The sequence below is a fragment of the Paracoccus solventivorans genome (assembly GCF_900142875.1).
GTDB classification, from domain to species: Bacteria; Pseudomonadota; Alphaproteobacteria; order Rhodobacterales; family Rhodobacteraceae; genus Paracoccus; species Paracoccus solventivorans.
Window position 1 is genome coordinate 90857 of sequence record NZ_FRCK01000008.1, and the last position, 16765, is coordinate 107621.

Annotated in this window: 15 protein-coding genes; 5 read left to right on the forward strand and 10 right to left on the reverse strand. The window is 70.7% G+C overall.

The window, feature by feature from the left end; all coding sequences use genetic code 11:
• The first annotated feature begins 6 nt into the window (after window positions 1-6).
• Both BUB57_RS12310 and BUB57_RS12315 read left to right on the forward strand, forming a co-directional pair.
• Window positions 7-753: a 16S rRNA (uracil(1498)-N(3))-methyltransferase gene (locus BUB57_RS12310; protein WP_073067429.1), complete on the forward strand. Its 747-nt coding sequence runs from the start codon at window positions 7-9 to the stop codon at window positions 751-753.
• A 285-nt stretch (window positions 754-1038) separates the two neighbouring features.
• Complete coding sequence (locus tag BUB57_RS12315) at window positions 1039-1233, forward strand: DUF1127 domain-containing protein (protein WP_073067431.1); 195 nt, start codon at window positions 1039-1041, stop codon at window positions 1231-1233.
• 199 nt (window positions 1234-1432) lie between these two features.
• Here BUB57_RS12315 and BUB57_RS12320 read toward each other — a convergent pair whose 3' ends face one another.
• The 3 genes from BUB57_RS12320 to smpB all read right to left on the reverse strand — a co-directional run bounded on the left by BUB57_RS12320 (window position 1433) and on the right by smpB (window position 4104).
• Complete coding sequence (locus BUB57_RS12320; RefSeq protein ID WP_073067433.1) at window positions 1433-2617, reverse strand: amino acid aminotransferase; 1185 nt, start codon at window positions 2615-2617, stop codon at window positions 1433-1435.
• Window positions 2618-3487 carry a 3-mercaptopyruvate sulfurtransferase gene (gene sseA, locus BUB57_RS12325; RefSeq protein ID WP_073067435.1) on the reverse strand — a complete coding sequence of 290 codons (870 nt, stop codon included), beginning with the start codon at window positions 3485-3487 and terminating at the stop codon, window positions 2618-2620. It abuts the gene before it with no gap.
• Between the two features lie 143 nt (window positions 3488-3630).
• Window positions 3631-4104, reverse strand: coding sequence for an SsrA-binding protein SmpB (gene smpB, locus BUB57_RS12330; RefSeq protein ID WP_073067437.1), 474 nt, complete (start codon window positions 4102-4104; stop codon window positions 3631-3633).
• Between the two features lie 236 nt (window positions 4105-4340).
• Between smpB and BUB57_RS12335 the strand changes: the two genes are divergently transcribed.
• The gene (locus BUB57_RS12335; RefSeq protein WP_073067580.1) at window positions 4341-5438 is read left to right on the forward strand and encodes a pyridoxal phosphate-dependent aminotransferase; all 1098 of its coding nucleotides are present in this window, start codon (window positions 4341-4343) and stop codon (window positions 5436-5438) included.
• Between the two features lie 82 nt (window positions 5439-5520).
• On the opposite strand, the gene BUB57_RS12340 is transcribed toward BUB57_RS12335, so the two are convergent.
• Entirely contained in the window at window positions 5521-5850 is a 330-nt protein-coding gene (locus tag BUB57_RS12340; RefSeq protein WP_073067438.1) for a DMT family transporter, read from the reverse strand.
• 8 nt (window positions 5851-5858) lie between these two features.
• On the reverse strand, window positions 5859-6734 hold the full coding sequence (gene dapA / locus BUB57_RS12345) for a 4-hydroxy-tetrahydrodipicolinate synthase (protein ID WP_073067440.1): 876 nt from the start codon (window positions 6732-6734) through the stop codon (window positions 5859-5861).
• A gap of 117 nt (window positions 6735-6851) precedes the next feature.
• On the opposite strand from dapA, the gene BUB57_RS12350 reads away from it, so the two are divergent.
• Entirely contained in the window at window positions 6852-9704 is a 2853-nt protein-coding gene (locus BUB57_RS12350; RefSeq protein WP_073067442.1) for a lytic transglycosylase domain-containing protein, read from the forward strand.
• On the opposite strand, the gene BUB57_RS12355 is transcribed toward BUB57_RS12350, so the two are convergent.
• The 3 genes from BUB57_RS12355 to BUB57_RS12365 form a co-directional block, all read right to left on the reverse strand.
• Entirely contained in the window at window positions 9655-10605 is a 951-nt protein-coding gene (locus BUB57_RS12355) for a DMT family transporter (protein ID WP_084732124.1), read from the reverse strand. The two genes, BUB57_RS12350 and BUB57_RS12355, sit on opposite strands and share 50 nt — an antisense overlap.
• Before the next feature lie 863 nt (window positions 10606-11468).
• Complete coding sequence (locus BUB57_RS12360) at window positions 11469-12260, reverse strand: inositol monophosphatase family protein (protein ID WP_073067446.1); 792 nt, start codon at window positions 12258-12260, stop codon at window positions 11469-11471.
• Window positions 12261-12444: 184 nt separating this feature from the next.
• Complete coding sequence (locus BUB57_RS12365) at window positions 12445-13341, reverse strand: LysR family transcriptional regulator (RefSeq protein ID WP_073067582.1); 897 nt, start codon at window positions 13339-13341, stop codon at window positions 12445-12447.
• 82 nt (window positions 13342-13423) lie between these two features.
• Here BUB57_RS12365 and metF point away from each other — a divergent pair, with 82 nt between their 5' ends.
• Window positions 13424-14287 (forward strand): methylenetetrahydrofolate reductase [NAD(P)H], encoded by an 864-nt coding sequence (metF, locus tag BUB57_RS12370; protein ID WP_073067448.1) that lies wholly within the window; start codon window positions 13424-13426, stop codon window positions 14285-14287.
• Here the strand turns inward: metF and BUB57_RS12375 are convergent.
• Together BUB57_RS12375 and BUB57_RS12380 are read right to left on the reverse strand one after the other, a co-directional pair.
• On the reverse strand, window positions 14275-15444 hold the full coding sequence (locus tag BUB57_RS12375) for a DUF2235 domain-containing protein (RefSeq protein WP_073067450.1): 1170 nt from the start codon (window positions 15442-15444) through the stop codon (window positions 14275-14277). The two genes, metF and BUB57_RS12375, sit on opposite strands and share 13 nt — an antisense overlap.
• A gap of 61 nt (window positions 15445-15505) precedes the next feature.
• Window positions 15506-16663 carry a type III PLP-dependent enzyme gene (locus tag BUB57_RS12380; protein ID WP_073067452.1) on the reverse strand — a complete coding sequence of 386 codons (1158 nt, stop codon included), beginning with the start codon at window positions 16661-16663 and terminating at the stop codon, window positions 15506-15508.
• Window positions 16664-16765: the final 102 nt, after the last annotated feature.

Sequence of the window (16765 nt, forward strand, 5' to 3'; positions counted from 1 at the left end):
GCCAGCATGGGAAAGATCAGGCTTTACATAGATCACGGCTTTGCCCCGGGACAACCCGTGCCGCTGGACGCGGCGCAGGCGCATTACCTGGGCGGCGTCATGCGCCAGCCGGTCGGGGGCGAGATCGCGGTGTTCAACGGCCGCGACGGGGAATGGGCGGCGCGCCTGCAATCTCTGGGCAAGCGCGGCGGAGAGCTGGGGCTGATCGCCCCCACCGCCCCGCAGGTGGACCCGCCCGATGTCTGGCTGCTGTTCGCGCCGATCAAGAAGACGCGCACCGATTTCATCGTGGAAAAGGCCGCCGAGCTGGGCGCGGCCCGCATCCAGCCCGTGCAGACCGACCACAGCAACACCGAGCGCATCGCGCGCGAGCGCCTGCAGGCCCATGCGGTCGAGGCGGCCGAGCAATGCGGCGGCACCTTCGTGCCGCCCGTGGGGGATCTGGTGGCGCTGCCGCGGCTGCTGGCCGGCTGGGACCACGCGCGCCGCATCCTGTGGGCCGACGAGGCGCTGGCGGGGGCACCCGCGGCGCCGGTCCGGATGCTGCAAGGGCTGCCGCGGGGGCCGTGGGCGATCCTGATCGGCCCCGAGGGCGGCTGGTCAGAGGCGGAACGGCAGCGACTCGGGGGGCTCGATTTCGTGCAGCGGATCAGCCTGGGGCCAAGGGTCTTGCGGGCTGATTCTGCGGCCGTGGCGGCGCTGACCCTGTGGCAGGCGGTACTTGGCGACTGGAACCCGCCCCGCGACAAGTGACCGCACTTGTCGCGCCCCAAGCCTGGGTTGTGACAGATTCTGTCCTGCAACGGCCGGGTGCCGAGATATTCTGCGGTGCAGCGTGGGGGCGACGCGCGAATATTCGCAGCCTCACGCGGTTGCGAGCTGTGCCAGCACCGCCCCGGAGCCCCGGTGTCATGCGATTGCTGCATAGCAGCATCCTGACCCTATCCGTAGTCGCTCCCGGAGTTCCTGCCTATATCACAGTCACTTCCGTACCCCGCCCGCTGAGATGCGGGCTACAATAAAGCAGGTTCCAAGAAAATGTCGGCCATCGACACCATCCGCGTCATTCCGGCCAACCGTCCCGCCGGGATCATCGAAAACATCGCCGCGACCCTCCGCTACTGGGCGGATGTCCGCGCGACCCGCAACGAGCTCAACCGCCTGACCGATCGCGAACTGCGCGATATCGGCCTGACCCGCGGGGATATCGAGCGCGTGGCCCGCGGCCTCTAAGCCGATCCACGCATAACCAGAAAAGCCGGGGTGCGCCTGCGCGGTTGCAGTGCGAGCCCCGGTTTTTTCATGCCTGCATCCGGCCCGGCGCCGGGACGGCAGTCGGGTTGCAGGGACCATGAAGGCCCAAGGCAGCTGCCGGGGGCAAGGGCCGGGCGCGGGGATGATCCCCGGCCCGGCCCTTGCCGTTCCAGCCTGTTCAGACGCCGGCCTCGACGATGGCGCGGGCCAGCACCGGCACGCTGTCGCGGTTCAGCCCGGCGATGTTCAGACGCGAATCGCCGACCAGATAGATGGCGTTGTCGTCCTTGATCTTCTGCACCTGCTCGGGCGTGGCGCCCAGGCGCGAGAACATGCCGCGGTGCCGCTCGATGAAGTCGAAGCGGTCGCTGCCGGTCAGGCTGCGCAGCTCGGCCGCCAGCTGCTGGCGCAGCGACAGCATCCCCAGCCGCACCTGTTCCAGCTCGGCTCGCCAGTCGGCGGCCAGCGCCCCGTCCTCGAGGATGGTCTGCACGATCCGCGCGCCGTGGTCGGGCGGGAAGGAATAGGTCTGCCGCCCCAGGAAGGCCAGCGCCCCCTGCGCCAGATCCTTTTGCGCCGGATCGGCCACCTGCACCATCAGCAGCCCGGCGCGTTCCCGGTAGATGCCGAAGTTCTTTGAACACGAGGCCGCCACCAGCGCGTCGGGCAGCGAGGACACCACCAGCCGCGTGCCGGCCGCATCCTCGTCCAGCCCGTCGCCGAAGCCCTGATAGGCCAGGTCCACCAGCGGCACCGCGCCGGTGCGTTCCAGGATCGCCACCACCTCGGCCCATTGCTCCAACGTCAGGTTGGCGCCGGTGGGGTTGTGGCAGCAGCCGTGCAGCAGCACCAGATCGCCCTTTTTCGCGCGGGCGAGATCGGCCTTCATCCCCTCGAAATCAACGCCGCGGGTGGCGCCGTCGAAATAGCGGTACTCGACGAAGGGCAGCCCCATGAACTTGAGCATCGAGACATGGTTCGGCCAGGTCGGGTCCGACACATGGACGGTCACGTCGGGGTTGCCCATCCGCGCCATCTCGAACGCCTGCCGGATCGCGCCGGTGCCGCCGACGGTGGACAGCATCGCGGTGCGGGCGCTGTCGCGCACGCCGCCCAGCACCATCGCCGACAGCGCTTCCAGATACGCAGGCTCGCCCGACAGCGCGGTATAGCTTTTCGTGGTCTCGGCTTCCCAGATCCGGCGCTCGGCTTCCTTGACGGCGCGCATGACCGGGGTCAGCCCGGTCGGGTCCTTGTAGACGCCCACGCCAAGATCGATCTTGCCCTGCCGCGGGTCGGCTCGGAACTCGCCCATCAGGGCCAGGATCTTGTCAGGGGCTTGGGGCTTGAGGGTGCCGAACATTCAGGCGTCTCCGGTTTCGATCTTGAGGTCGGGGTAGCTGCCCCACTCGGTCCAGCTGCCGTCGTAGACGGACCAGTCGCGCTTGCCCAGCCGCTCGAGCGCGAGCGCAAGGCTGGCGGCGGTGATGCCAGAGCCGCAGGTGGTGATCGCGGGGCGCAACAGGTCGACGCCGGCGGCCTCGAACACGGCGCGCAGCTCGGGCACGGATTTCATGGTGCCGTCGGCGTTGTAAATTTGTCCTATGGGGACGTTCTTCGAGCCGGGGATGTGGCCCTGGCGCAGCCCCGGGCGCGGCTCGGGCTCGTCGCCGCGGAAACGGCCGGGGCCGCGGGCGTCGATGATCACGTGATCGCCCAGCTTGGCGGCGGCGGCGACCTGGGTCACGTCGCGCACCCGCGCCGCCTGGCGCTGCACGGTCATGTGCCGGTCGCGGGTGATCGGGGGCAGGTCCTCGACCTCGCGCCCCTCGGCCCGCCATTTCGCGAAACCGCCGTCCAGGACCGCCACGTCGGTCTTGCCCATCAGCCGGAAGGTCCACCACACCCGCGCCGCCGAACGGACGTCCGAGTTGTCGTAGACCACCACCTGGTGCCCGTCGCCGATGCCCATGGCGCGCAGGCGGCTGACGAACATTTCCGGCTGCGGCGCCATGTGGGGCAGGGGGCTGCGGGTGTCGGCGATGGCGTCGATGTCGAAGAACCGCGCGCCGGGGATGTGGGCGGCCATGTATTCGGCATGGGCGTCGCGGCCGGTGGCCTCCATGTGCCAGCTGCCGTCGATGATGCGCAGGTCGGGGTCGTGCAGATGCGCGGCCAGCCAGTCGGTGGACACCAGCGTCCTGGGATCGTCCGTTCTGGAATCGTCGGTCACGGCTTCCTCCGTATGCTGGCCCGCCTGTCTGCCTGATGCCTTAACGCGCCGCGCACGGCCCTGCAACGCGCCACGCGCAACCGCGCGGACCCGTCGCGGCCTGTGCCCGCATCCTGCCCACCCTGGCCGGGCTCGCCGTGGGCTCAGCCCTGTTTCAGCAGACGCTGTTTTTCGCGGCCCCAGTCGCGCTTGGCCTCGGTCGCGCGCTTGTCGTGGGCCTTCTTGCCCTTGGCGATGCCCAGCTTCAGCTTCACCCGGCCCTTGTGGTTGAAATACATCACCAGCGGCACCAGCGTCATCCCCTCGCGCCCGACCGCCTGCCACAGCCGCGCCAGCTCGCGCCGGCTGACCAGCAGCTTGCGGTGGCGCCGCTCTTCATGCCCGAAGACACCCGCCTGCTTGTAGGCGGCGATGTAGGAGTTGATCAGCCACAGCTCGCCGTTCTCGACGCTGGCATAGCTGTCGGCGATGTTGGACTGGCCGGTGCGCAGCGCCTTGACCTCGGATCCGGTCAGCACGATCCCGACCTCGAGATCGCTTTCGATGAAGTAATCGAAACGCGCGCGCCGGTTCTCGGCGATCACCTTGTAGTTCGGATCGGATTTTGCCTGGGCCATGATCGGCGAGAGATAGGCAGAGCCGCGCCCGGTGTAAAGCAGTGGTCGGGGCGGCGAGGCAGGGAGGGGCGCTGCCCCTCGCGCCTGCGGCGCTCACCCCGGGGGTATTTCGGCCAGAAAGAAGCGGCGGGGGTTTCTTTCTGGCTCAAATACCCATGCAACCCTGCCGCCATCGCGGCGGCGGCGTCCTGTGGCGGGGCTTGCGGCAGCGGCGGCTTTCGGCTTTCCCTGCCACCATGACACCGCGCCTTGCCCCCATCCCCGCCAGCCTGCCCGATTCGGTCCCCTTCGTCGGCCCCGAGACGCTTGAGCGCCGTCGCGGCGCCCCGTTCCGCGCCCGGCTGGGTGCGAACGAGAACGGCTTTGGCCCCTCGCCTCAGGCCATCGCGGCGATGCGGGCGGCGGCGGCCGAGGTCTGGAAATACGGCGACCCGACGAATCACGACCTGAAGCAGGCGCTGGCGCAGCATTGCGGTTGCGCGGCCGAAAATATTGTGGTCGGCGAGGGGATCGACGGGCTGCTGGGGCTGGCGGTGCGGCTGCTGGTCGACGCGGGCGATGCGGTGGTGACCTCGGCCGGCGGCTATCCGACCTTCGATTTCCACGTCACCGGCTTTGGCGGGCAGCTGCTGCGGGTGCCCTATCGCGACGACATGCAGGACCCCGCGGCGCTGGTGGCGCGCGCGGCCAGCGCCAGCGCGCGCATGGTCTATCTGTGCAACCCCGACAACCCGATGGGCGGCTGGCATCCGCCCGAGGTGATCGAGGCCGCGGTGGCCGCGCTGCCCGCCGACATGCTGATGATCCTCGACGAGGCCTATGTCGAGTTCGCCCCGGCGCTGCCGCGGATCGACCCGGCCGACCCGAGGGTGCTGCGGATGCGCACCTTTTCCAAGGCCTATGGCATGGCCGGGGCGCGGATCGGCTATGCCATCGGCGTCCCGGCGCTGGTCGCGGCCTTCGATCGGGTGCGCAACCATTTCGGGGTCAACAGCGTCGCGCAGGCGGGGGCGCTGGCAGCGCTGGGCGATGCCGCCCATCTGGACGCCACAAGGGCGCAGGTCGCCGCGGCGCGGGCGCGGATCGCGGAGATCGCCGCGGCAAACGGGCTGGCGGCGCTGCCCTCGGCCACCAATTTCGTGGCGGTCGATTGCGGCGGCGACGGGGATTTCGCCCGCCGGATCGTCGAGGGGCTGGCTGCGCGCGGGGTATTCGTGCGGATGCCCTGGGTCGCGCCGCAGAACCGCTGCATCCGGGTCAGTTGCGGCCCCGATGGCGAACTCGATGCCTTTGCCGAGGCGCTGCCCGAGGCGCTCGCCAGCGCGCTTGGGTGAGTGGTGCGTGCAAAGCACGCACCCTGCGCGTCAGGGCAAACGATGCGGCGCCGTAGGGTGCGTGCTTTGCACGCACCATTCCTCAATGCCCGGCGACGCTGGAAAACCCGTTGATGACCACCACGCCCAGGATGATCAGCGACACCCCAGCCACGGCGGGCCAGTCCGGCACCTGCCGGAACACCACCATGCCGATGGCCACCGTCAGGACGATGCCCAGCCCGCTCCAGATCGCATAGGCGATGCCCAGCGGCATGTAGCGCAGCGCCTGCGACAGGAAATAGAACGAGGCCAGATAGGCCAGCGCCATGACCATGGTCGGGACCAGCCGGGTGAACTGTTGCGAGGCCATCAGGAACGAGGTGCCGATCACCTCGAGCACGATTGCGACCAGCAGGACCGGATAACCCATGGCGTGCCTCAGACCAGCCCGGCGTGGGCCATGGCGGCGTCGATGCGGGCGCGGGTGGCGTCGGTCAGCGGCACCAGCGGCAGCCGCACGGTTTCCCCGCAGCACCCCAGCCGCGACAGCGCGTATTTCGCCCCGACCAGCCCCGGTTCCAGGAAGATCGCGATATGCAGCGGCATCAGCAGGTCCTGCAGCCGCAGCGCCTCGGCATAGTCGCCGGCGCGACAGGCCGCCTGCATCTGCGCGACTAGCGCCGGCGCCACATTGGCGGTGACCGAGATGCAGCCGACGCCGCCCTGGGCGTTGAACCCGTGCGCGGTCGCATCCTCGCCCGACAGCTGGATGAAATCCGTCCCGCAGGTGATGCGCTGGCAACTGACGCGTTCCAGCCGGCCGGTGGCGTCCTTGACGCCGGCGATGCGCGGCAGCTTCGCCAGCTCGCCCATCGTCTCGGGCGTCATGTCCACCACCGAGCGGCCGGGGATGTTGTAGATGATGATCGGGCGGTCGGTGGCGTCGTGCACGGCGGTGAAATGCGCGATCAGCCCGGCCTGGGTCGGCTTGTTGTAATAGGGCGTCACGATCAGCAGCCCGTCGGCCCCGACCTCGCAGGCGTGGCGGGCCAGCTCGATCGCCTCTTGCGTGTTGTTCGACCCGGCGCCGGCGATCACCGGCACCCGGCCGGCGGCGTGGCGGACCACCGCCTCGACCACTTCGCGGTGTTCGTCATGGGTCAGGGTCGGGCTTTCGCCGGTGGTTCCGACGGGAACCAGCCCGTTGCTGCCCTGCTCGATCAGCCAGTCCACCAGTTGCTCGAGCGCCGACCAATCGACTGCCCCCTTGTCGGTCAGCGGCGTGACCATGGCGGGGAGAGATCCTTGGAACATGACTCGATCCTGACGATGCTGTTTGCCTGCAGCATACAACCGCGCGCAGGCAATGCCAAGCAGGGCTGCCGCGGATGTGAGTTGCCATGCCGCGGCCCGCCCCCCAGATTGGCCGCCATGGACCGCGCGAGATTCAGACTGGCCGTGCTGGCGCTGGCGGTCGCCGGCGTGACCGCGCCGCTGTCCGGGGCAAGGGCCGAGGATGGCGCCGCGGTTGCGCGGGCGCTGGCCGCGGCAGGGGCGCAGGACTGGGTGGCCGCCGAGGCGAGCGCCCGACAGTCCGGCGCGCTGGCCCTCGATCTGGTGACCTGGCAGCGGCTGCGGGCCGGGCAGGGGGTGTGGGCGGAATACCTCGACTTTGCCCGGCGCAATCCCGACTGGCCGGGGATGGAGCTGCTCTATCGCCGGGGCGAGGCTGCACTGCCCCCCGATGCCCCCGCGGCCGAGGTGCTGGCGTGGTTCGGCGAGCGTCTGCCCGAAACCGTCGCCGCCGCGCAGGCATGGATCGCCGCGCAGCCGCGCAAGCAGCGTGCCGCCGCCGCGGTGCAGTTCTGGACCCAGCCCCTGCCGCTGGACGAAACCTCTGAAACTTCGTTCCTCGCCGCTCATGGCAAGGCGGTGGCGCCCCATCATGTGGCGCGGCTGGCCGCGCTGCTCGACGCCGGCGAATGGGCCGCGGCCGAGCGGATGCTGCCGCGCATTCCCCCGGGCCCGGACGCCGATCTGGCCCGCGCCCGCATCGCGGTGCAGGCCAAGCGCCCGGGGGTGGATGCGCTGATCCTGGCGCTGCCGCAGCCGCAGCGCGACGACGCCGGGCTGGCGCTGGACCGGTTCCGCTGGCGGGTGGCGGCGAAACAGGGCGATCTGGCGCGGGCGCTGATGCTGGAACGCTCGACCTCGGCCGAGGCGCTGCGCGATCCCGCCGCCTGGGCGGGGGCGCGGCGCGATCATGCCCGCGCGGCGCTGCGCGCCGGCGACTGGGCGCTGGCCGAGCGGCTGGCCGCCAACCACTTCCTGCCCGAGGGCCATGCGGATGCCGTCGATCTGGACTGGCTGGCCGGCTATGCGGCGCTGCGGGCGGGTGCTGCCGACCGTGCGGCCGTGCATTTCGCCCGGCTGCCGGTCGAGGGGCGTTCCGGGATCACCCTGGCGCGCAGCCATTACTGGCAGGGCCGCGCCGCCGAGGCGCAGGGCGACCGCGCCGCCGCCACGGCCGCTTACGCTCGCGCTGCCGCCCATCAGGCCACCTATTACGGCCAGCTCGCGGCCGAGCGGATCGGCGCCCCCATGGACCCGGCGCTGGTGCTGGCGGGGGCCGAGACGCTGCCCGACTGGCGCGGCTCGGCGCTGCTGGGCAACCGGCTGTTCCAGGCCGGGCTGTGGCTGCTGGCTGCGGGCGACGGCACGCAGGCGCAGCGGTTCTTCCTGCATCTGGCCCAGACCGCCGAGCCGCAGGACATCCTGCGCATGGGCCGCTTGATGGCGGAAATGCACCGCCCCTGGGATGCGCTGCGCCTGTCCAAGGCCGCGGCCGCCAAGGGCTTGGTTCACCCGGCGCTGCATTACCCGCTGACCGGGCTGGAACGCGGCAGCTTCGGCCTGCCGCCCGAGCTGGTGATGGCGATCGCCCGGCAGGAAAGCGAGTTCAACCACACCGTCATGTCCCGCGTCGGCGCGCGCGGGCTGATGCAGGTGATGCCCGACACCGCCCGCCAGATGGCCGGCGAGATCGGAGAGGCCTTTGAGCTGCCCCGGCTGACCCGCGACGCCGCCTATAACGCGCGGCTGGGCGCGGCCTATCTGGCGGGGCTGCGCAACCGTTTCGGCAACTCGATCGCGCTGGTGGCGGCGGGGTATAATGCCGGGCCGGGACGGTCCTCGCGCTGGCTGCGCGATTTCGGCGACCTGCGCGCCGAGGGCGGCCCCGATCCGGTGGATTGGGTCGAGATGATCCCGTTCGACGAAACCCGCAACTACGTGATGCGCGTGGCCGAGGCGCTGCCGATCTATCGCGCCCGCATCGCCGGCCACAGCGTGCCCTTTGTCCCCAGCTGGGACCTCAGCGGCGGGGTTTCCGCCCCGCAGGTCCACCAGGGGCCGCTGGGTCTGGCGCAATCGGCGCCCCCGCGCCCGGCGCCCGCCTGGGTGACCGGCGCCTTTGCGCAGGCGGTGCAGCTGGCGCTGAACGGGGATGCGGCGGGGATCGCCCGGCTGGTCGAGGCCGCGGGCACCCCGGACGAGGACGCCCCCCGCCCCGGCCCCCAGATCGCCGAGATCGCCCGCGCCATCGGCCCGCCCGCCATCACGGCCTCGACCGCGCCGCCCAGCCGTCCCGCGCGGCCGGGTGAGGGCGAGGCTGCTGCGGGGGCTGTGCCTGACGTGGCCGCGACCGGGACCGCTGCTGGCGCCGTGACTGCCGTGACCGCCGGAGAGGATGCTGCCGTTCCCGCCGCTGCTGCTGGCGTCGGGCCTGCCGGGCCCGCCGCTGCCGAGGCGGAACCCGCCGCTTCCGACGCTGACGGAACAGCCGCTGATGGCGAGGCAGCCGTGACCGCCGGGGGCGAGCCTGCCACCGCTGGCGCCGATGCTGCTGTTGCCGGCGGTGCGTCCGTTCGCGTCGGAATTGACGCGGCCGCTACTGCCGCGAGGGCTGTTTCCGAGGCTGCAACCGCCGCTCCTGCTGCTGCTGGTGCAGAGACCGCCCTGACTGCCGGGGCCGAGCCTGCCACCGCTGGCGCCGAGACAACCGCTGCCGGGGTTGCAGCTGCCCGCGTCGGAACTGCCGAGGCCGGAACTGCCGCGACTGTCACGCCCGCCCCGCCGTCCTCTGCCGCTGTCCCGACCGGAGCCCCGCCAGCGGAAGCGCAATCCCCCGCCGCGCCCCAGCGGCCAGAGGCGATCCTGCCGGTCCCGGACCGGCTCAGGCCGGCGGAAGCTGTGCGCGCTTCTGGCGCTCTCGCCACCAGGTGAACAGCCCGGCGGCAACGATGATGATCATCCCGATCACGACGTTCGCCCCCACGGTTTCGCCCAGGAACAGCAGCCCGATCAGCGACACCCAGATCAGCTGCGTATAGGAATAGGGCTGCAGGCTGGACGCCTCGGCCAGCGAGTAGGCGCGGATCAGCAGGTAATGCCCCGCCACCCCGGTCACGCAGAGCGTCGCCATCGGCAGCCAGTCGGCCGGGGCCAGCGGCTGCATCTGCCCCAGCCCGGCCACGGTGATCCCCGCCACCCCGGCGATGCCGGTCCAGAACAGGCTGGTGGTGGCGTCATCCTTGGCCGAGACCATCCGGGTCAGCAGCACATAGACCGCGAACATCAGCGCCGACAGCAGCGGCAGCGCCGCCCAGGGGGAAAACACCCGCACCCCCGGCTGCAGGATGATCAGGATCCCGACGAACCCCACCGCCACCGCCGCCCAGCGGCGCCAGCCGATCCGCTCGCCCAGCACCGGGCCGGACAGGGCGACGATGATCAGCGGATGGGCGATGAAGACGGCGTGGGACTCGATCAGCCCCAGCTTGACGAAGGCGACCAGCATCACCAGGATTTCCGTCACCAGCAGCAGCCCGCGCGCGATCTGCAACCACGGGTGGCGGGTGCGGACCGCGGCGCGCAGCCCGCCCGGCTGCCGCGCCGCCAGCGCGATCGCGAACAGCGCAAAAAACCAGTAGCGCAGCATCACCACCAGCACCGGCGGATAATTCGACCCCAGATACCGCGACAGCGCGTCCTGCAGTGAAAAGATCAGGCTGACCAGGATCATCAGCAGGATCGCCAGCGCCGGCCGGTCGCCCCTACGCCCCGCAGGCGAGACCGCGGCCGGGGCCGGCACGGCGGCAGGCGGAAAAGAGGCGGAGTGAGGCATCTGGAACCACCGCGGGACAGGGGGGACTGGCCGGGACGAATCCGGGCGCACGCCCAGCGACTCGCCCCGCGCCGAGGGGGTGTCAAGCTCGATTGCGGCAGCTACGACCGAAGTCGTGCAACTCTGCGCCCGGTTGCGCGCCGCGCAAAGCGGGCGCGGCGGTGCTGGCCGGGCACCGGGGGTGGGCAGCGGCGGGCTCTGCGCGGCAGTCCGCCCGGGGAGGTCGCCCGCATTGAACGGAACAGGGCGCGACCGCCTCGACTGCCTTCGGCAGCCGAGTCCCGCAGCGTTCAATGATCCGCAATCGGTGTAGAGAAACCGCCCACATGGGCGGAACCGGGCGGGGACCGTTTCGACAGCCCCCGGGCAGTCGCGCCCCGCGGTGCTTAACGAGGCGCAGTCGGTGCGGAGAAGCCGCCCGTTTTGAAACGGAACCGGGCGAGTCTGCCTCGTCGCTTCGGCAGCCGACTCCCGCAGCGTCCAACCATCCGCAGTCGGTACGGAGAAACGGCCCGCTTTGGAACTGAGCCAAGGCGGGGCCGCCTCGACGCCTCTCGGGCAGTCGCGCCCCGCGGCGCTTGACGATCCACAGTCAGTGCAGAGAAATCGTCCGCATTGAAGACGGAACGGGGGAAGTCGCCCACATTGACCGACGCGGGCCCGACTCGACAGCTTCCGGGCAGTCGCGCCTCGCGACGCCGAACGATCCGCAGTCCGTGCGGAGAAGCGGCCCGCTTTGGAGCAGAGCCGAGGCGGGACCGCCTCGACGTCCTCCGGGCAGTCGAGTCCCGCGCCGTTCACCAATCCGCGGTCAGCGCAAAAAAGTCGCCCATCGGCGCCAAGCGCCCGGGCGCAGCGCCGGCTCAGTCACGGCTGCGCACGATCCCGGCGAAGCCCTCGAACAGGGCGGGGTTGGCGCAGACGATGTTGCCGGCGTCGGCGATGGGGCCGTCGAAGGGGCGCAGCGGCTCGACGAAGCCGCCGGCCTCGCGCACCAGCAGGATGCCGGCGCCCACGTCCCAGGCGCGGATGCCGCGTTCCCAATAACCGTCGTAGCGCCCGGCCGCGACATAGGCCATGTCGAGCGCCGCCGAGCCCCAGCGCCGCACCCCGGCGCAGACCGGCATCAGCCGCGCCAGGTCCTTCAGTGTGGCGGGCAGGGTCTTGCCGGCGCCAAAGGGCACCCCGGTCGCAAAGATGGCGCCGGCCATGTCGCGCCGCCCCGACACCCGCAGCCGCTGGTCGTTGACAAAGGCGCCGTCGCCCTTTTCGGCGGTGAACAGCTCGTCCTTGGCGGGGTCATAGACCACGGCGGCGACGATCTCGCCCTTGTGCTCCAGCGCGATCGACACCGCCCAATGCGGCAGCCCGTGCAGGAAATTGGTGGTGCCGTCCAGCGGATCGACGATCCAGCGGCGGGTGGGATCCTCGCCCGCCTCCATCCCGGTTTCCTCGCCCAGCCAGCCGTAGTTCGGGCGGGCGCCGCGCAGTTCTTCCTTGATGATCCGCTCGGCCTCGCGGTCGGCGCGGCTGACGAAATCGCCCGGGCCCTTGGAGGAGACCTGCAGGTTCTCGACCTCGCGGAAATCCTTGACGAGGCTGCGGCCGGCCTTGCGCGCGGCCTTGATCATGACGTTGAGGTTGGCGCTGGCCATCGGTCCGGTCCTATCTGGGGCAGGCCCCTTTAGTCCGAAGCGGGGGGGAAGTGAAGCGGGGGCCTGCGGAGCTTCTTCCTTGCTTAAATATCCCGCGGGCTTCCGAGCGCCCGGAAAACAGTCCGGTGGACTGTTTTCAGCGAGGAAGGCCACGGCAGTGGCCGGGGGTGGAAAACCCCCGGCGCTACGCTTCCCCCCGGGCGCCGCGCGCCAGTCGCAGCATGTCCTGCATGAAGGGTTGGTCGCGGTCTTCCTCGCGGATGGCGGCATAAAGCCGGCGGGTGACGCCGTGCCGGCCCAGGCGCAGGGTGGCAAGGTCGGGGTTATCGACCTCGCGCTGCATCACCCAGTCGGGCAGCACCGCCACCCCCCGCCCCGAGGCGACCAGCAGCAGGATGACGTCGGTCAGCTCGATCTCGCGCACCGCCGCCGGCTGCACCCCGGCGGGGCCGAGGAAATGGGAAAACACGTCCAGCCGCGCCCGGTCCATCGGATAGGTGATCAGGGTCTCGGTCGCCAGATCGGCGGGCTCGGCAAAGTCGCGCCCGGCCAGCGGATGGGCGGCGGCCACCGCCAACAGCGGCTGATAGTCGAACAGCGGCTCGAAGATCACCCCCGGCAATTCCTCGGGGTCCGAGGAGATCACCAGATCGGCCTCGCCCCGCACCAGCGCCGGCAGCGCGGTGAAGGCCAGCCCGGCGCGCACGTCGATATCGACCTGCGGCCAGCCGTGGCGAAACGCGTCCAGCGCCGGCAGCAGCCAGTTGAAACAGGCGTGGCATTCCATGGCGATATGCAGCCGGCCGACGCGGCCCTGGGTCACGCCGCGGATCTCGGCCTCGGCGGCCTCGACCATGGGCAGCACCTGCCGGGCCAGCGCCAGCAGCCGCAGCCCGGCGGGGGACAGGCGCATCGGCTTGCTTTGGCGCAGAAACAGCGTGGTGCCGGCCTGTTCCTCCAGCGCGCGCACCTGATGGGACAGCGCCGACTGGGTGATGTTCAGCACCTCGGCGGCGCGGGCCAGCCCGCCCTGGTCATGGATGGCGCGGATCGTCCGCAGATGGCGCAGTTCAAGATGCATCGGATTCATGTGAAACTTGTGTAAGTTGAATTTGTCTCACGCATCGCCGCGTGGCACAAGGGCTGCGAAAGGAAGCCCGCCCATGACCCTCACCGCCCCCCGCATCAGCTTCGAGTTCTTCCCGCCGAAGAACCTCGACCAGTCCTTCAAGCTGTGGGAAACCGCGAATGCGCTGGCGCCGCTGGGGCCGGATTTCGTGTCGGTCACCTATGGCGCGGGCGGCACCACAAGGCAACTGACGCATGAGGCGGTGACGGCGCTGGCGTCGAACTATGGGCTGAACGTGGCGGCGCATCTGACCTGCGTCGAGGCGACCCGGGCCGAAACCATGCAAATCGTCGACGACTATGCCGCCGCGGGTGTGACGGAAATCGTGGCGCTGCGCGGCGACCCGCCGCAGGGGGCCGACCGCTTTCGCCCGCACCCCGAGGGTTTTGCGGATTCGGTCGAGCTGATCGGCGCCATCGCCGCGCGCGGCGGCTTCACCATCCGCTGCGGCGCCTACCCCGAGCCGCATCCCGAAAGCCCGGATACCGCCGCCGACGTGAGCTGGCTGAAGCGCAAGATCGACGCGGGCGCCAGCAGCGCCATCACCCAGTTCTTCTTTGACGCGGACGTGTATTTCCGCTTTCGCGACGCCTGCGACGCGGCGGAGATCGCGGCGCCGATCATCCCGGGCATCCTGCCGGTGCAAAGCTGGGCGGGCGCCAAACGCTTTGCCGCGCGCTGCGGCGCCTCGGTCCCGCAATGGGCGGACGAGGCCTTTGCCGCCGCCGGCCCCGAGGGCGAGCGGGCGCTGGCCATCGACATGGCGGCCGGGCTGTGCCGGCGGCTGATCGAGGGCGGCGTGGAGCGGCTGCATTTCTACACCGTCAACCGCCCCGACATGACGCTGGCGGTCTGCAAGGCGCTGGGGATCGAGGCGCGGCAGGCTCAGGTCGCCTGATCGGGCGAGGGCGCGGCGGTCTCGGCCGCTTTTGCCCCGGACCGGCGCCGCAGCCGGTGGCGCATCGCCCGCAGCCGGCCGCCGAAGCGGGTGCGCGCGCGCTCGGGCGCGCCGCGCGGACTGCGGCGGATCCGTTCGGGGTCGATGACCAGCGCCGGGCCGCCATAGGGCAGCGGCACCGATTCGTGCAGCCGGTCGCCTGCGGTGCCGACGGTGCGCGGCGCGCGCAGCAGGAACACCCGCCCCCAGCGATACCAGGTCCCCATCGAGGGCGCGGTGACGTCCGTCGCCAGCCCCTCGCGCCAGTCCGGCGGCAGCGGCAGCCCCTGCGCCGCAGCCTTTTCCAGCATCCAGATCAGCGGGATATTGGCCAGCGGCCGGCATTCCTCGCACCCGTCCAGCTGGCCGCCGATATCGGCATGAGAGCCGCGGAACCAGCGTTGCTCGACCCGCCCTTTCGGGTGGTCGGCCCAGAGGATCGGAAAGAACGCCGCCCTGGTTTCGTCCAGCGCCAGCGCATGGGCGCCAAAGCGGACATGCGGCGCCAGCCCGTGGTTGTGAAAGCGGTGGCTGCCCTCGGTCAGCATCCACAGCAGCGGCAGCCGCACCCCCAGCGCTGCCACGGTGTCGAACAGCCCCAGCATGTCGACGGGCACCTGCGGGTGGCAGCGCCGGCGCAGCCCGGCGCGCACCGCGTCCGAGGCTCCGTCGCGATAGATGCGCCAGGCGACGCGGATGTTGCGTTCCGTCGCATGGCGGGGGCGCAGCAGCCCCACCCGGGCGATCATCCCGACCAGCGACCGCGCTGCGAACGCGCCCCGCGAATAGCCGAAGACGAAGATCGGGTCGCCCGGACGCCAGCTGCTGGCCAGCCAGCCATAGGCGGTGGCGATGCGATCCTCGATCCCGCGGCCGGTCATCACCGAGCGCCAGTCGTCCCATTGCAGCCCGCGCCCGTAATGCACCCGCACCGGCATCTGTCCGCCCGGTTCGCCGCCCAGTCCACTGCCCGGCCCGGCATCCGGCCCGCGCTGCGAGCCGGCCCGCAGCACCAGCCGCCGGATCGTGGCGATATGCGTCGCCCGCCGCCCGCGGCGCGAGGCGAGGGTTCCGTCCAGCAGGACGACATGGGCGATGGGCGGGCGGTGCAGCGGCATGATCCCATCATCAACCCGGAAGATTGCGATTCGGTTTACCCGAGCGGCAATTCCGGGCGCCCTAGTAGAAGCGGCGCACCGTCATCTGGGCAAGCTCGCCGAAACCGTTGAAGCGGGTGTTGGTCACCACCGAATAGGCGCCGGCGCCGTGGAAGATGACGTAGTCCCCCTCGGCGATGTTCTCGGGCAGCGAGACCTCGCCCGGCAGCCGGTCCACCGAATCGCAGGTCGGGCCAAAGACCACCCGGCCGGGGCCGTTCTCGCCGCGCGGCTCGCCCTCGGGCGTCAGCACCTCGATGCGGTCGAGGTTGCCGATCACCGGCAGCTCGTTCATCGCGCCATAGACGCCGTCGTTCAAGAACACCGCCTGCCCGTCGCGCACCGCCTTGACGCGGGTGATGATGGCAAAGGCGTCGGCGCAGATGCCGCGGCCGGGCTCGCACACCAGCGTGGGCGCGTCATGGCCGAAGGCCTGCGCGGTGGTGCGCCGGATCAGGTCGAAGATCGCGCGCAGGTCGGGTTCCACCCCGCGCACCCGCCAGGACGGAAACCCGCCGCCGACGTTCAGCCGTCGCGGGGTCACGCCGGCCATGGCGGCGATTTCGGCCGCGGTGCGGATATATTGTTCCCAGGCGGCCGGGTCGGTGCATTGCGTGCCGGGGTGGAAGGTCAGCGACGGCACATAGCCGCGCGCCGCCACCTCGCGCAGCAGCTCGGCCGCCAGTTCCGGCGTGGCCCCGAACTTGGAGCCGAAATCATAGGCCGCGCCCGGCACCGGCAGCTTGAAGCGGGCCGAGATCTCGCAGCCCTCGGGGGGGACCTGCTCGAACAGCTTGTCCAGCTCGCTGCGGCTGTCCACCGACCACGCCTTGATGCCGGCGGCGACCGCATGGGCGATTTCGGCGCGGGAACGCACCGGGTTGTGGTAATGCCGCGCTGCGTGGGGGGCGAGCCGGCCGATCAGGTCGATCTCGAACGGCGAGGCCACGTCGAAGCCGGTGATCCCTGCGGCGACCAGATTGCGGATCACCGCCGCGTCGGGGTTCGACTTGACCGCATAGGTCACCAGCCCGGGGAAGCCGGCGATGAATTCCCGCGCGCGCTGCTGCAGCACGCTGGGGGCAAAGACCAGCACCGGGTTTTCCGGTTGCAGGCTGCGGATGATCTCGGCGGGGTTGTCCCAGACGGTCACGGCCAGCTGGCCTTCGCTCAGTCCCATGCGCAATCCTTTCGTTCCCTGACCGGGGTATACCACCGCACAACGCGAGACGCGCCCTATGGGGCGCAAATATTGCGATTGAAAGGATGGATTGTCGCGTGG

What these genes read in the sequence shown, in the direction of transcription:
- BUB57_RS12310 (WP_073067429.1), top strand. Translation starts at nt 7, where the DNA reads ATGGGAAAGATCAGGCTTTACATAGATCACGGCTTTGCCCCGGGACAA.
- BUB57_RS12315 (WP_073067431.1), top strand. Translation starts at nt 1,039, where the DNA reads ATGTCGGCCATCGACACCATCCGCGTCATTCCGGCCAACCGTCCCGCC.
- BUB57_RS12320 (WP_073067433.1), bottom strand. Translation starts at nt 2,617, where the DNA reads ATGTTCGGCACCCTCAAGCCCCAAGCCCCTGACAAGATCCTGGCCCTG.
- smpB (WP_073067437.1), bottom strand. Translation starts at nt 4,104, where the DNA reads ATGGCCCAGGCAAAATCCGATCCGAACTACAAGGTGATCGCCGAGAAC.
- BUB57_RS12335 (WP_073067580.1), top strand. Translation starts at nt 4,341, where the DNA reads ATGACACCGCGCCTTGCCCCCATCCCCGCCAGCCTGCCCGATTCGGTC.
- BUB57_RS12340 (WP_073067438.1), bottom strand. Translation starts at nt 5,850, where the DNA reads ATGGGTTATCCGGTCCTGCTGGTCGCAATCGTGCTCGAGGTGATCGGC.
- dapA (WP_073067440.1), bottom strand. Translation starts at nt 6,734, where the DNA reads ATGTTCCAAGGATCTCTCCCCGCCATGGTCACGCCGCTGACCGACAAG.
- BUB57_RS12350 (WP_073067442.1), top strand. Translation starts at nt 6,852, where the DNA reads ATGGACCGCGCGAGATTCAGACTGGCCGTGCTGGCGCTGGCGGTCGCC.
- BUB57_RS12355 (WP_084732124.1), bottom strand. Translation starts at nt 10,605, where the DNA reads ATGCCTCACTCCGCCTCTTTTCCGCCTGCCGCCGTGCCGGCCCCGGCC.
- BUB57_RS12360 (WP_073067446.1), bottom strand. Translation starts at nt 12,260, where the DNA reads ATGGCCAGCGCCAACCTCAACGTCATGATCAAGGCCGCGCGCAAGGCC.
- BUB57_RS12365 (WP_073067582.1), bottom strand. Translation starts at nt 13,341, where the DNA reads ATGCATCTTGAACTGCGCCATCTGCGGACGATCCGCGCCATCCATGAC.
- metF (WP_073067448.1), top strand. Translation starts at nt 13,424, where the DNA reads ATGACCCTCACCGCCCCCCGCATCAGCTTCGAGTTCTTCCCGCCGAAG.
- BUB57_RS12375 (WP_073067450.1), bottom strand. Translation starts at nt 15,444, where the DNA reads ATGCCGCTGCACCGCCCGCCCATCGCCCATGTCGTCCTGCTGGACGGA.
- BUB57_RS12380 (WP_073067452.1), bottom strand. Translation starts at nt 16,663, where the DNA reads ATGGGACTGAGCGAAGGCCAGCTGGCCGTGACCGTCTGGGACAACCCC.